Consider the following 14,665-nt stretch of genomic DNA (forward strand, 5'->3'; position numbering starts at 1 on the left):
TTATACTTCCGCAATAATTTCCACTTCCACAATAACGCCTAATGGAAGGTCTTTTACTGCTACACATGAACGAGCTGGTTTAGAAGTGAAATATTTAGCATACACTTCATTAAATGCTTTGAAATCACCAATATCAGCTAAGAAGCAAGTTGTTTTAACAACCTTGGAAAAGTCTGTACCAGCTTCAGTCAATACGGCTTCAATATTTTTGCATACTTGTTCAGTTTGCTCTACAATGCCCCCTTCAACAATTGTACCAGTTGTAGGATTGAGTGGAATTTGACCAGAAGCAAATAATAAACCGCCAACCACTTTAGCTTGAGAGTAAGGGCCTACTGCTGCTGGTGCTTTGTCTGTAGAAATTGTTTTCATGATAAATCTCCTTTTATAAATAAATATAAATTAATATGACTATATTTAAGGCGCGAAACTCATGTTGATGCCTCGATATATATGACTTACCTCAATATATCACATATAAAATAAAAGTACGTATATAACCAATTATTTAATTGATTTGAATGCATTGTCAAATATTGGTTTGAAATAATCACGTTGTACATCAGTTGTTATACCTACATACAACACTGGCTTTCCTGGCTTCAACACAAATGCAGCATTTGCATAGAGTGGAGTTTGTACACTTCCATCTGCATATAACAAGCGAGAGCTTGCTGCATATGTTTGATATTTTGTGCCACCCACCGGATGTACTTGTTCTGCATTTTCTACGGTTAGAGTTTTAAGTGTTTTAGGCATAATCGTTGCTTTTTGGGGATCACGACTAGACACATTAATAGGTCCATTCAAAGGAACTACTGTTGTGCTAGTGGGAATCTGTTTATTTATTGTTCCTAATAGAAGTTGCTCTGTTACAGGATCAATTTGACCTTTATCAAGAGCGGCCATTGCCGCTATAAACATAGGGTCATTAGCCTTTTCTTTAGCCACTTGTTGCGCTATTTGTTTAACATCTACAGCTACTACGAATGCATCTTTTTGACCAGTTTTATCCTCACCTTGTAGCTGATATATGTCGTAGCTAATTCCCATCTGATCCAATATAGCTAAAGCTTGTTGATTACTTTGTCTTGTCATTTGATGCGTGTTTGGCTTTGCATTTTCTTTAGCAATTATATCTTTTACAATACCTAATGTATTAGTATTAGACGCCGTAGCTAGTGTAACATTATTAGGAATCGACATTGTTCCTGCCAAAGTGTTTACATCCTTAGCACTAGCAAAACTTGTAACAGCACCAACTAAACAAGTTGCTAACACGAGAGTTTTTAATGGTTTCATTATTTATTTCCTCCCTTTAGAGCTTTTAAGCTATACATTGATTCCAATTGTTTAGTCCAATAATCGTGACTTGTATCTTCTGTTACTAGTAATTGTATAGTGAGCCCTTCATCTTGTGGTAACATATACAATCCTAGAGAACCAGGTAGCATAAATCCATCATAATTTAAACTGCCACGTATAGACATCGCCTGCATTACACCAAATTTTGAAGTATATGGTCTAGCAGAAAAGTCTGTAGCTTGTACAGAAAAATTAGGAATAATCTTTTTTAGAACATCGACTACTTCTTGTGTAGCTAGCTGGTCCTTAGGAGATAACTTTTTACCTTCTATGGCCATTAGATTTAACTGTGTATTCATATCATGATTCACTCTAGTATTGAATTTTTCCATAACAGGTTTTAAGGACTTTTGATCTAAACTTATCGGCTTCAAACTAGTAATAAAATTTTCTGCATTAGATCTTGAATATGGTTTAGCATCAGGAAGTTTCTCCGCTTTTTTATCTGCCATAACGGAATTAACTATTTGTGTTGCTACATCACCAGAATAGTTAATAATATCTTTATTCACATTATAATTTACCAACCATGCTGTATGATGACCTAAAGCACTATCACCAGATAGTTGATACAAGTTGTATCCATCTATAACCTTCCCTTGGAATGGTGGCACCTCTGCATGGTACACTTCTTTTATATGCTCACCAAGCCTTTTTGCTGCTAGCGCATTAACTTCATTTACCATTACATTTTGTTCTTTTGTTCTCAAATTAGGATTTGTGGAAACTGAATCTATAACAGATGCTTTAACACCATTACGAGTCTCTACGTTCATACCATAACCTAAATCTACCGTATCAGCACATGCCACTGCCCCCATACCCACAGTTAAACAGGTGGCACAAGCCAATGTCATCAACTTTTTATTGAGAGTTCTCATAAGACACCTCACCTTTTTAACAATACACTATGTATAGATTGTTAGATAATCCGTGCAGTATATATTAAGAGTTTAAAAGATAATCATCTATACTGCATATATTAATTATTATACTATATCGACATATATAACTGTATAGTATAATTTACAAGCTTACCTTTCTGCTATACAATACATAAATAGACATGTAAAGATGATATATGTATGAGAAATGGAAAGGAGTGCACACTCGGTGTGCTTTTAACATGATACAAGAATTAATTCCCCTCACTAGGCCTCGCACATTAGCTGCTGCATTAGGGCCTACCATTTTAGGTGCCGCCTTTAGTTATTACGCATTTGGTGCTGCTCAGGGTACAGGTCTTGCCATTTTACATACAGTGCTCATATTTTTAGCTGTTGTAACAGCCCAAATTGTAGCTAATTTATGGAATGAATATAAAGACTTTAAATCTGGACTTGATGCTGGTCAAAAGGTAGGTAATGCTGGTTCTATCACACGTGGCGTTATAACACCAGAGCTCATTATAACGATGATTAAAGTACTCATGTTTGTACCCATTATTATTGGTCTTTATTTATCTGCTACTATAACTTGGTACTACATTCCTGTAGGCTTCTTATGTATTCTAATTAGTTTTCTTTACTCTGGCGGTCCAAAACCAATTTCTCGAACACCATTTGGAGAAATTTCCTCTGGTATCGCCATGGGTTTTGCTATCGTACTCATTACAGGCTATGCCTGGATACGAGAATTATCCTTAGCCCTGTTAATTCCTGCAATTCCATCTACATTGCTAGTTGGTTCCATCATGTTGACGAATAATATCCGAGATATTCGTAATGATGAAAGCCATGGACGTCACACGTTGCCAATCGTGCTTGGTCGTGAAAGAGCACTCAGCTTAATGAGTATCTCATATATTTTCAATTTTATTTGGATCATTGCTTGGATTATAGTAGGCCATATGACATGGTTCGCCTTATTAGCGTTCCTTGCAGCACCACTAGCTTTCAAAACAATTCATACATTATCTACCAATACAGATGAGTTCCAATTAGATAAGGCTATGGGTACTACCGCTGGGGCCGCTATGATTTATCAACTAATGTGGGCTATTGGACTTATCATGGGCAAATTATTTTAAAAAATGAACATACTTATATTATAGGTTCTCCATAGTTTTTAGTTATGGAGAACCTATAATAATTCCTTCTTGATAGATAGGAAATTATTTAGTACTATAGATTAATATTTTATATGTAATTATTGTATAAGGAGTGTGTCTAATGAGAAAATTTTTAGCATTGGCAGCTACTGTAATCCTTGGCGGCGCTTTATTAATCGCAGGCTGTGGTAACGACAACAAACAAGCTGCTAGCGATGGCAAACAAGTATTAAAAATTGGGGCAACAGCAGTACCTCACGCAGAAATTTTGGAACAAGTTAAACCAATCTTAGCAAAAGATGGTATCGAATTAAAAATCACGGAATTCACTGATTACAATACACCTAACTTGGCTTTAGGGGACAAAGAAATTGATGCCAACTTCTTCCAACACGTACCTTACATGGAGGAATTCGCAAAAGCTCACAAACTTGACTTAGTATCTGCCGGTGGTGTTCATCTTGAGCCAATGGGTTTATATTCCCGTAAAATCAAAGATTTAAAAGATCTTCCAAAAGGCGCTAAAATCGCTATTCCTAATGACCCTACAAACGGTGGTCGTGCATTATTGTTGTTACAAAAACAAGGTCTAATTACATTAAAAGACTCTACAAACATCTTATCTACCGTACAAGATATTACTGCGAACCCTAACGAATATCAATTCGTAGAATTAGAAGCAGCACAAGTACCTCGTTCCCTTGACGATGTAGCCTTAGCCGCTATCAACACTAACTTTGCATTAAACGCAGGTCTTAACCCTGGCAAAGATGCATTGGCAATTGAAAATAACGATTCCCCTTACGTAAATATCGTAACTGTACTTAAAGGCAATGAAAATGACCCTCGCATCAAAAAATTGATGGCTGCACTTCATAGTCCTGAAATTATCAAATTCATCCAAGAAAAATACCAAGGTGCTATTGTTCCTGCATTCTAAGGTATACCAAAAAGAGACCACATCAACGTGGTCTCTTTTTTATATGTTATCGGCCCCAAATCTAAAAGGTAATAAACCTTCTAATTCAACAACTGTATAGTCCCCTCTTAAATTCGCCATTATAATACGAGGTATTTCAAATTCAGAAATCACCTGACGACAAGCACCACATGGTGCACAAGGCCCTTCCGTATCAGCAACTACGGCAAGGGCTTTAAATTTTGTTTGCCCTTCCGACACAGCCTTAAATATAGCAGTTCTCTCCGCACAATTAGTTAATCCATAAGAAGCGTTTTCTATATTACACCCTTCATAGATGGTTCCATCTTCGCAAAGAAGGGCTGCGCCCACACCAAAATGTGAATAAGGACTATAGGTTTTGTCGCGAGCCACAATAGCACGATCGATGAGCTTTTGAATATCCTTTTCTTTCATATTGCACTCCTCACTCTACAACATCTAGTATAGTATCCACTACTTTAGGTGCAGTATTACCAATAGTAATCGCCGCTAAATAGGTCTGAGCCGCATTAGTGAATAAGCTTTCATCAGAAGCATATAGTGTAGCTATCCTTTCACTCATGCTAACGGCGTCCCCAGTTTTTTTGTGCATTACAATACCTGCACTATAATCGATGGGGCCATCTTTAACGGTCCGACCGGCTCCAAGCATAACGGATGCAATCCCGCATTGTTCTGTATTCATATGGATAATATAACCGTCTTGAGGCGCTGTAACATCATAGGTGAATTTGCCAATGGCTAATAGGCTTTCATCATCAATAACTCGGCTGTCGCCATCTTGAGCATCAATCATCATACGCAATCGTTCTAATGCGGCACCAGAGTCGAGTGCCTCTTGCACACGACTGAGAGCCGTTTCATAGTCGCATTTATGACTCAATACGAGCATGTGGGCAGCCATGATAATACATTCATGCGTTAAATCTTCTGGACCATGACCTTTCAACGTATCAATAACCTCGCGAATCTCCAAAGCATTTCCAATAGCATGGCCTAGCGGTCGATCCATATCCGTCAAAATAGCCTTAACTGAACGGCCATTTTCCTTTCCAATATCTACCATTGCTTTAGCCAATTCACGAGCATCCTCTATGTTTTTCATAAAGGCACCACTGCCAACCTTTACATCTAACAAAATTGCTTGCGCACCAGAAGCCAATTTTTTGCTCATAACAGAGGATGCAATAAGAGGGATACTATCAACAGTTCCCGTCACATCGCGCAAAGCATATAGCTTTTTATCAGCAGGTGCAAGCCCTTCCGACTGACCAATAACAGCAAGACCAATTTGATTAACTTGATTGATAAAAGCATCTTTCTCTAAAGATACCTTTAAATTTGGAATAGATTCCATCTTATCAATAGTGCCACCTGTATGACCAAGTCCACGTCCAGACATCTTAGCCACCTTACCGCCACAAGCGGCTACGAGAGGCGCAATAATAAGTGTTGTCTTATCTCCCACGCCACCTGTACTATGTTTATCTACGGTAATCCCATCAATATTTGACAAGTCTACCATATTACCTGATTGAGCCATAGCCAAGGTCAAAGTTCCTAGTTCTCGAGCGTTCATACCATTAAAAACTATGGTCATCAAGAGCGCACTCACTTGGTAATCAGGGATTTCTCCATTTACATAGCCATCTATAACAAAGCGGATTTCCTCATCTGTTAATGGCAAGTTCGCCCTTTTCTTCAGAATAATATCATACATACGCATAGTTACACCGCCATTCTAAGAAACCACCTAAGCATAGCCTAGGTGGTCTTCTATTATACTTCTTCATTCAAGTGATTCTTTAATAACTCTACAGCTGCACTGGCTCCAATTCTGCTACAACCTTCTGCAATATAGGCTTTCATATCCGTAATAGAGCGAATACCACCTGCAGCCTTAATCTGTACATTAGGACCAATATGCTTTTTAAAGAGTCTAATATCTTCAAGGCTTGCACCGCCGCTACCAAATCCAGTAGATGTTTTAATATAGTCTGCGCCACCATTTGTAATACATTTGCAAAGCGCCACCTTTTCAGAATCTGTAAGATAACAAGTTTCGATAATAACTTTTAAAATTTTATCACCACAAGCCTTCTTAAGCGCCTCAATTTCACTAGTTACCGCTTCAAAATCACCTTGCTTTACATCTCCAAGATTAATAACCATATCAATTTCGGAAGCGCCCTCTTCAATAGCCTGTTTCGTTTCTGCCACCTTTACCTCTGTTGTTTCATATCCTAAAGGGAAGCCGATAACGGTACATATGTTAAGTTCTGGATATGCTTCATGGGCAGATGCTACAAAATCTGGAGGAATACAAACAGATGCGGTTTTATACCTTATACCATCCTCACAAACTTCTTTAATATCATCCCATGTAGCTGTAGGACGCAATAATGTATGATCTACATAAGCTAATAATTCTTTCCCCAACATAGTACCTCTCCTTACTAAAAGAACGACATTTGTTCTGGTTCTGGCTCTTTATGTAATGCATCTTGAGCAGAGCGATTTTTATCATCAATGAATGGTTCTAACGGTACGCCTGTAGTCTTTAATAAATCTGGTAAACTATTAACGCCTTTCAACTTAGCAGCTTCTAATACAACCTTTGCACAAGTCTCTGCATCATCCAGTGCATAGTGATGTTTAAACTCAACTCCAATATATGCGGCCATTGTATTCAACTTATGATTAACTAAATCAGGCCATACCGCACGTGAAAGTTTAACTGTACATGCATAATCTAGTTCTGGCCAAGGGATTTTATAATAATCTAAAGTAGCACGCAATACGTTCATATCAAATTTCGCATTGTGAGCCACCATAATATTCCCTTTTAAATGGTTTTCATAAATGGCATTCCACAACTGATCAAAGGTCTTTTCATGAAGAACATCCTTCGGTTGGATACCATGAATTTCAATACACTCATCATCAAAACTCATAAACGGAGGCTTGATGAGGCTATATGCCTTTTTGGTAATTTGTCCGTCCTTTACGGTAATAACCGCCAAGGAGCACGCACTATTTTTAAATTTATTTGCTGTTTCAAAGTCTAATGCAACAAAATCTAACATAGGACTCCTTTCAAAATCTATATATAAGAATTATATTCATTTACTCTATTTATTATAGCACGAAATAACCTAGAATCTACTGTTCGAAGGTGACTAATAGTCACCGCTTTCACATCAATTCTAATTGACAGAACGCCCTCAGTATGTGAAAATTATTTAGATATATATGTAGTATGGAGGTTGCAACATGGCAGATGACAGATTAATCGTTGCCCTTGACGTATCCACGATGGAAGCAGTGAAAGAAATCGTATTATCCCTCGATGATTCGGTTAGCTTTTACAAGGTCGGAATGGAGCTATTCTACGCCGAAGGGGCTAAAACAGTTCGCTTTTTACAAGAGCAAAACAAACAAGTATTTCTTGATTTGAAATTGCACGACATTCCAAATACCGTAGCCCATGGCGTAGCTTCCTTAACACGTCTCGGCGCTAGTTTGATTACTTTGCACGGTCAAGGTGGTCCTGTTATGATGAAAGCTGCTGTAGAGGCGGCTCGTGAAAGTGGCAAAGAACTAGGCGTGGAACGCCCAAAGCTATTGGCAATCACCGCATTAACTAGCTTTGACGATGAATCTTGGACTGCTATCGGTGGTCAACTACCAATTTCCGACCAAGTCATTCGCCTTGCAAAACTCGCTAAAGACTGTGGTATGGATGGTGTTGTATGTTCCGCATTGGAAGCTAAAATGATTCGTGAAGCATGTGGCGATGATTTTCTTATCGTAACACCAGGTATTCGCCCATCATTTGCAACATCAGACGACCAAAAACGGGTTGCTACGCCTGCTAGCGCATTACAAGATGGCGCATCTCGCCTCGTTATCGGTCGACCTATTACACAAGCCGAAAACCCTCGCAAAGCGGTTCGTTTAATTATTGAAGAAATGGAGAAGGTATCCAAATGATGACAGAACAAGAAGTAAAACAATTACTTATCGACACTCAAGCTATTTTAGAAGGTCACTTCCTTTTGACATCTGGTCTCCACAGCCCAATGTACGTTGAAAAATTCAACGTATTGCAACATCCTAAATATACTGAAAAACTTTGTAAAGAATTAGCTGAACGCTTCCGCGATCAAAATGTGGAACTTGTTATTGGACCTATGACTGGCGGCATCTTACTTGCTCATGAAGTAGGTAAAGCGCTTGGCACTCGTGCTATCTTCACAGAACGCGAAAAAGGCGTTATGACATTGCGTCGTGGCTTTAAAATCGAGCCAGGCACAAGGGTACTTATCGTTGAAGACATCGTAACTACTGGTGGTTCTGTACAAGAAGTAGTAAATGTTGTAAACCAATCCGGTGGTGAAATCGTAGGTGTAGGCCTTCTTGTTAACCGTTCTGGTGGCAAAGCAGAATTCGGTGTTCCTCACGAAAAGGTACAAGCATTACTTAATCTTAAAGTTCCAACTTACAAACCTGAAGAATGCCCTCTTTGTAAAGATGGCATAGCTATGACAGAACGCGGTTCTAAACACATCAAATAAAATATACACAAAAAGAGCTCCTTCACTGAGGAGCTCTTTTTGTTTGTGTGTAGTTATTGTGTGTAAGAGAGAGATTCTGATACGAATGTATCACATAGAGTGTGTGACTCTATGGTGGCCATGAATGCACTTTCATGACCACGTTCTCTATATCTTATGAGAGAAATGGACTCATAAAGTATCGTTAGTTTTGTGTAGTTTGTGGTGCACCTTGATCAGTTTGTTGTTGTGGTGCATTGCCATTAGGTTGTTGAGGTGGTTGGCCTTGCATAGGCATTTGACCTTGCGGAGGCATTTGACCATTTGAGTGCATATGCTGACCATTATTTGGTCCCATGCCATCTTGAGGCATCATATGATTATTTCCATCCATCATATGTTTATCCATATACTGATTAGGACCATCATGTCTATGTGGTTTTCTAAACTGTTGTTCATTCGTTTTCATCCATTCACCGAAATTAGGTAAATCATTAACGGCAAAAGATGTACATGCCCCAACAGCACAAATTACGGTTAAAATCGCTGTTATTATAATTCGTCTCATAGGACCTCCTTAATCTACATTGCGGAAGTAACGTTCACGCACACCGCGAAGCTCTGTACCAACAAAGACGCATGTAAGTCCACCAAATAAACCTACACCACCAAGTGCCACTAAAGTTACAATGGACAATACTGGAAATGCAGTAACATTCTCAAATGGTTGCCATGAGCTACCTAGTAAGAACAAGATAGCCGGTGTAATAATGAATATAAGAGCACCTACAATATAGGATAAGGCACTTCCAATAGAGAGCAAAGTCTTAGATGCTTTTTTAGCCATCCCCGGTAATTGAGGTAAAAGACGCTCTTTATAATCATCAAATCGTGCATAAATTTCCTGCATATTAACGGATTTACTTTCACTACCATCTTGATTCATTGTGTCTGTAATGATACCTGCATCTACGTAGGATGCATATATTTCCTCTGGAGTCCCTAAGGATTTAATGATCTCACTATCGGTAAGCCCCTTTTCATAACCTACCGCAAAATGCTCTTCATAAACCTCTATAATACTCTCCACATCTGCAACACGCGCTTTTTTAAATATATTACGCAATGCATCCAAAAAGCTATTTTTGTTCATTATTATCGACTCCTTTCAACAGCATATTGATAACAACAGAAAAATCATCCCATTCTTGACGCATCTTGTTATATGCTGCACGGCCTTCGTTCGTGATATGATAGTATTTCCGTGATGGGCCTGTAGAAGACTCCTTTAAATACGTTTCAACATACTTTTCTTTTTTCAGTCTGTTAAACAATGGATATATCGTTCCTTCAGATATTTCAATATATTCTGAAATGGTGCTTACGATTTCGTATCCGTAGCGATCATTTTGTGTTAATAATGCTAGCACCAGCATGTCCATAACACCTTTTTTTAATTGAACTTGCATAGTTCCTCCCTTTTAGGCTGTGCTTGCCTGCCAATGTGAAAGCTCTCTTACGGTCACTATCATGTACTGACAAATATATAATAACATAAGGTACCTCGGAACGCAAGGTACCTTGTAAAAAAATATTGAAATTTAATATATTTTTTCTTATTTCTAATCTATAAACACAGTTAATTTCTGCGTTTATAGGGAAAAATTTTTTCAAAAAAATTTTCTTATTTATGGTATTTTTTATACAAAATCTATTAAAGTACCCTATTATAACTAAAAATCCTCATCTAAAAGATGAGGATTTTCTAACACTACAAAAGAAAGTAGTGCATTATTGGAATACTTAATTAAGTTTTATTTACTAGATTCTAATTTGAAGACGCTTCCCCTAATTTAAGCTGTGTACTCTTCATTTTGCCGTTATGAGTATAGGATACCAAAATTGTATCTCCCGGGCTCTTAGCATCAATTTGTTCTTTTAATTCAAGTAATGTAGTAATATCTTTACCATCAATTTGTGCAATCGTATCCCCTTCTACGAGACCAGCTTGTGCAGCAGGACCATTAGGATCAAGTTGAACAACAAGAAGTCCATCACCTTCATAGGTTACATTATTGCGCGCTGCAGTTTGACGGTCTACAGCCCACACCCCAATATAAGGGCGAATGACCTTACCATTTTTAATAATAGAATCAACAATTGTCATCGCAGAATTAATTGGAATAGCAAAGCCCATACCTTCAATTCCCTCTTTAGAGATTTTAGAGCTATTGATACCAATTAACTCACCATCTGCATTAATAAGCGCACCACCTGAGTTACCTGGATTAATGGCTGCATCAGTTTGAATCAATGGGAATCGTTGACCTTGATCATCAATTGTACGTGCTAAGGCACTAATAACACCAGAGGTAACTGAACCTTTAAACTCAAGACCTAAAGGATTGCCAATAGCAATAGCTGGCTCCCCTACTTGCAAGGAGTCAGAGTCACCAATTTTGATAGGTTTAATATCTTTTGGAGGTTTAATTTTTACAACTGCTAAGTCCGTCTGTGAATCTGAACCTATAACAGTCCCCGTCACCGTACTGCCATCAGACAATGATACTGTAACCTCCCCATTTCTAGCCCCCGCTACCACATGTTTATTTGTTATAATATGTCCGTCATTATCGATAAGCACACCAGATCCGACACCTTCTCCAGCATAGATAGTACGGTTAAAAATATCCTTTTGAAATACTTGTGTTGTAATCCCTACTACAGCTGGCCCAGATTCTTTAGCTGCTTGTACTACATAGGTATTACGCGTTTCAGTAATAGGCTTAGTCTGTTTAGTTTGTTCTCTCACGTTTGTTGGTTGCGTATTAACAGGGCTGCCAAAGAAATAGTATCCTCCGCCTACCCCAATACCCAAAGCAAGAATACACGCAATTACTGTTTTCTTATATTTTGAAAATGTCATGTAGATCTCCTTATATTCTTCTTAATATTCTTCTACATCACCCATAACGTCTTAATGATGATTATAAAAGGTAAAATAAGAACCAAATCATAAATCATATAATTATGATACTTTATAAATACGCCACGTCTCACAATAATTCAAATCATCTCAAAATCAATTTTATAAAATTGATTTTGATGAACCTATTATAGTACGCCTGCTTTTACAATGCAAGATATCAATTTATAACTTTTCTTATGAAAGTATAATTATTATAACCGTATATCCTCCACTAGATAAATACCTAGAATCCTGAAAGAAGCTGTATAGAATGTATTCAAATATCTAAAATCTAAAAAACATAAAGGGCATTTACTAGCCGTCGCTAGCAAATGCCCTTTATGCATATAGTTTGAGAGTGTAAGGACTGTTGAGAGAGAGTATATGTGATCTAGATAAGCTTTAGAGAGAACTTATTAAGAGAGAGAAGTTAAAATATTACTTATCTAGAGTCATAGTCAGCCTTACTTAAATAAGTATACATGGAATATCTAAACTATCAAAGTAACTATATAAACAATTCTTAAACCTTTGATTATATCTCTATAATAAAATCTCTATAAAGTCATATCTAATCAACAGCCACGAACAACGTGAGTATAATGTGAATGCATATTCTCGATACTAAACGAATTTATACCCTACACCCCACACTGTAATAATATGCTTACTATCGGATGGATTATCCTCAATTTCTTCACGTAAACGATTAATATGAACCGCTACAGTTGCATAATCACCATAGGAGTCAAGTCCCCATACACGAGAATACAATTCTTCTTTGCTAAATACAATATCACGGTTACGCATCAAGAACTCTAACAACTGGAATTCTTTCTTTTTGAGATGAACTTCTTTTTCATTCACCCATACTTTCATCATTTTAGGGTCGAGACGGATTTCACCGGATTGAATAGCGTTTGTTTCCATTGCATCGCGCTCTGTTAAACGTTTATATTGCGCCAACATAGCTTTGATCTTCGCAATCAATACAGATGGAGAGAATGGCTTTTCAATATAATCATCAGCGCCTACGCCTAAGCCACGGATTTTGTCGATATCATCAAGACGCGCAGTTACCATAACGATTGGCACACGAACTTTGTCACGAATTTGACGACAAACTTCAAAGCCATCCATTTCTGGCAACATAACATCAAGGATAATAAGGTCTACAGGAGTATTTAATGCTGCTTCAATGCCATCTGTACCATTAGTCATAATCGTTACATCATAGCCCGCCACCATTAAATAATCACGCTCAATATTGGCAATATCCAAATCGTCTTCAATAATTAAGATATGTTCACTCATGATTCTTCTCCTTGCTTAGGAAACTCTAATATAATACGTAGACCATGTGGCCTTACATTTTCAATCATAACTCGGCCTTCAAAGATTTCCATAATTCGACGGATAATCGACAATCCTAGGCCACTACCTTCTTGAGGATTCGTACGAGACGAATCTACACGATAGAATGGTCGCATCAGACGCTCTAGAGATTCTGGCGGTACACCTGGTCCATCATCACTGATGACACAGTATACAAAATCATCATCACTCGTTACATCTATGACGCAATGACCAATATCGGTCATTTTATACTTAGCACTATTGTTCAACACATTCTGCAAAACACGTTGTAACAATTGTGGGTTAGCATTGATAAAAGGTGTTTCCGTAGCTATACGGGCCTTAATCTCAAGCCCCTTCGATTGATACGGAGCTAAATGATCTTCTACAAAGTCACGTACAAACTGACCTAATTCAATTCGCTCAGATGGACGAGATTCTTTTTTATAATTCAATGTTGTTATGAGGAATAGTTCCTCTAACATAGAATCTAAATCATTGGCCCGTTTCAAAATAATCCCCATGTATCTTTTTTGTTGCTCTTCCGTTGGTGCAATACCGTCACGAACGCCTTCAGCATACGCTTTAATAGCCGTCAACGGAGTTCGTATATCATGGGATATACCAGCGAGTAACTCTTTTTGTTGCTCCTGTTCCATTTCAATCTGACGATTTGCCATTTCTAACGACTTTGTCATGTTCTTAACGTGAATCATGATAAATCGTGTAACAAATCGGTTAATAGCAAAAAATGTAACAATAAAGAGCAATATGGAAACTACGATAATATAGAAAGATACGGATTCCATTAAGCTATCACTACCATGAGTAGCACGCCTAATCGCAATATGGTATACATAGGAATGACGTCCATCGTACTTTCTCATTTCGTAAACGAAAGTATTATTGGATTGATATACGATGCCCTGTAATTCAGGGTTAACATCAATAAGACCAACAATGGCAGAAGCACTATAGATTTGTGGATTACCGTAGTTATACACCATACTTCCTTGATCAAGTACTTCAACATATACTTCCTTTGGATCAAGTAAGCTATAGCTAGGCTTAACCAAGCTATTAATTAGATCATTTTCTAACCCATAAAAGGTAATGGTTTCAGTTATTCGACTAACACTTTTAAACTGTTGTTCCTGCTCAATACGCAAATAGTAACCGGCATTGGCCAATATGCGCAAACCTGTAAAATATAGCAAAAATAAAATAATTGCTATTAAAATAGGTACAACAAACAGCACAACATTGGATATCCAAATTCGTATTTGTAAATTCACAGGATTACCTCAATATCATAAATAGTAGATACTCTCTATAGTTTACGCTATTTTTATAACTTAACGCAAGTAAAACACGCAAATATCCAACATATTTTTCACTATTCTTTCATA

General features: G+C 37.6%; 17 protein-coding genes. 4 read left to right on the plus strand and 13 right to left on the minus strand.

Annotation, left to right across the window (positions count from 1 at the left end; genetic code table 11):
• The 3 genes from E7B10_RS07245 to E7B10_RS07255 all read right to left on the minus strand — a co-directional run bounded on the left by E7B10_RS07245 (position 1) and on the right by E7B10_RS07255 (position 2,246).
• Complete coding sequence (locus tag E7B10_RS07245) at positions 1-372, minus strand: RidA family protein (protein WP_227065433.1); 372 nt, start codon at positions 370-372, stop codon at positions 1-3.
• A 132-nt stretch (positions 373-504) separates the two neighbouring features.
• A complete protein-coding gene (locus tag E7B10_RS07250; RefSeq protein ID WP_287507455.1) occupies positions 505-1,302 on the minus strand; it encodes a hypothetical protein in 798 nt (265 codons plus the stop codon).
• Complete coding sequence (locus tag E7B10_RS07255) at positions 1,302-2,246, minus strand: glutamyl-tRNA amidotransferase (RefSeq protein ID WP_287507458.1); 945 nt, start codon at positions 2,244-2,246, stop codon at positions 1,302-1,304. The genes E7B10_RS07250 and E7B10_RS07255 overlap by 1 nt, the downstream gene beginning before the upstream one ends.
• A gap of 245 nt (positions 2,247-2,491) precedes the next feature.
• Here E7B10_RS07255 and menA point away from each other — a divergent pair, with 245 nt between their 5' ends.
• A complete protein-coding gene (menA, locus tag E7B10_RS07260) occupies positions 2,492-3,394 on the plus strand; it encodes a 1,4-dihydroxy-2-naphthoate octaprenyltransferase (RefSeq protein ID WP_287510902.1) in 903 nt (300 codons plus the stop codon).
• Positions 3,395-3,536: 142 nt separating this feature from the next.
• Positions 3,537-4,355 (plus strand): MetQ/NlpA family ABC transporter substrate-binding protein, encoded by an 819-nt coding sequence (locus E7B10_RS07265; RefSeq protein WP_004698373.1) that lies wholly within the window; start codon positions 3,537-3,539, stop codon positions 4,353-4,355.
• A gap of 39 nt (positions 4,356-4,394) precedes the next feature.
• On the opposite strand, the gene E7B10_RS07270 is transcribed toward E7B10_RS07265, so the two are convergent.
• Genes E7B10_RS07270 through E7B10_RS07285 form a run of 4 tightly spaced genes read right to left on the minus strand, consistent with a single transcriptional unit; the run spans position 4,395 to position 7,462 of the window.
• Positions 4,395-4,790, minus strand: coding sequence for a cytidine deaminase (locus E7B10_RS07270; RefSeq protein ID WP_004693640.1), 396 nt, complete (start codon positions 4,788-4,790; stop codon positions 4,395-4,397).
• A 10-nt stretch (positions 4,791-4,800) separates the two neighbouring features.
• Positions 4,801-6,102 carry a pyrimidine-nucleoside phosphorylase gene (locus tag E7B10_RS07275; protein ID WP_287510900.1) on the minus strand — a complete coding sequence of 434 codons (1,302 nt, stop codon included), beginning with the start codon at positions 6,100-6,102 and terminating at the stop codon, positions 4,801-4,803.
• 53 nt (positions 6,103-6,155) lie between these two features.
• Entirely contained in the window at positions 6,156-6,818 is a 663-nt protein-coding gene (deoC, locus tag E7B10_RS07280; protein WP_004698377.1) for a deoxyribose-phosphate aldolase, read from the minus strand.
• Positions 6,819-6,832: 14 nt separating this feature from the next.
• The gene (locus E7B10_RS07285; RefSeq protein WP_004693647.1) at positions 6,833-7,462 is read right to left on the minus strand and encodes a 3'-5' exonuclease; all 630 of its coding nucleotides are present in this window, start codon (positions 7,460-7,462) and stop codon (positions 6,833-6,835) included.
• A 187-nt stretch (positions 7,463-7,649) separates the two neighbouring features.
• On the opposite strand from E7B10_RS07285, the gene pyrF reads away from it, so the two are divergent.
• Both pyrF and pyrE read left to right on the plus strand, forming a co-directional pair.
• Complete coding sequence (gene pyrF, locus E7B10_RS07290) at positions 7,650-8,369, plus strand: orotidine-5'-phosphate decarboxylase (protein WP_287510894.1); 720 nt, start codon at positions 7,650-7,652, stop codon at positions 8,367-8,369.
• On the plus strand, positions 8,366-8,953 hold the full coding sequence (pyrE, locus tag E7B10_RS07295; RefSeq protein ID WP_077708189.1) for an orotate phosphoribosyltransferase: 588 nt from the start codon (positions 8,366-8,368) through the stop codon (positions 8,951-8,953). The genes pyrF and pyrE overlap by 4 nt, the downstream gene beginning before the upstream one ends.
• A gap of 184 nt (positions 8,954-9,137) precedes the next feature.
• On the opposite strand, the gene E7B10_RS07300 is transcribed toward pyrE, so the two are convergent.
• From E7B10_RS07300 to E7B10_RS07325, 6 genes are all read right to left on the minus strand, one after another.
• Positions 9,138-9,500, minus strand: coding sequence for a transcriptional regulator (locus E7B10_RS07300; RefSeq protein ID WP_077708188.1), 363 nt, complete (start codon positions 9,498-9,500; stop codon positions 9,138-9,140).
• A gap of 9 nt (positions 9,501-9,509) precedes the next feature.
• The gene (locus E7B10_RS07305; protein ID WP_008602778.1) at positions 9,510-10,085 is read right to left on the minus strand and encodes a DUF1700 domain-containing protein; all 576 of its coding nucleotides are present in this window, start codon (positions 10,083-10,085) and stop codon (positions 9,510-9,512) included.
• Entirely contained in the window at positions 10,072-10,401 is a 330-nt protein-coding gene (locus E7B10_RS07310) for a PadR family transcriptional regulator (protein ID WP_077708187.1), read from the minus strand. The genes E7B10_RS07305 and E7B10_RS07310 overlap by 14 nt, the downstream gene beginning before the upstream one ends.
• A 359-nt stretch (positions 10,402-10,760) precedes the next feature.
• Positions 10,761-11,858 carry a S1C family serine protease gene (locus E7B10_RS07315; protein ID WP_004698370.1) on the minus strand — a complete coding sequence of 366 codons (1,098 nt, stop codon included), beginning with the start codon at positions 11,856-11,858 and terminating at the stop codon, positions 10,761-10,763.
• Between the two features lie 666 nt (positions 11,859-12,524).
• On the minus strand, positions 12,525-13,214 hold the full coding sequence (locus tag E7B10_RS07320) for a response regulator transcription factor (protein WP_004693664.1): 690 nt from the start codon (positions 13,212-13,214) through the stop codon (positions 12,525-12,527).
• Positions 13,211-14,551, minus strand: coding sequence for a sensor histidine kinase KdpD (locus E7B10_RS07325; protein WP_077708186.1), 1,341 nt, complete (start codon positions 14,549-14,551; stop codon positions 13,211-13,213). The genes E7B10_RS07320 and E7B10_RS07325 overlap by 4 nt, the downstream gene beginning before the upstream one ends.
• Positions 14,552-14,665: the final 114 nt, after the last annotated feature.

Source organism: Veillonella sp. (genome assembly GCF_032470285.1).
Lineage (GTDB): Bacteria > Bacillota > Negativicutes > Veillonellales > Veillonellaceae > Veillonella.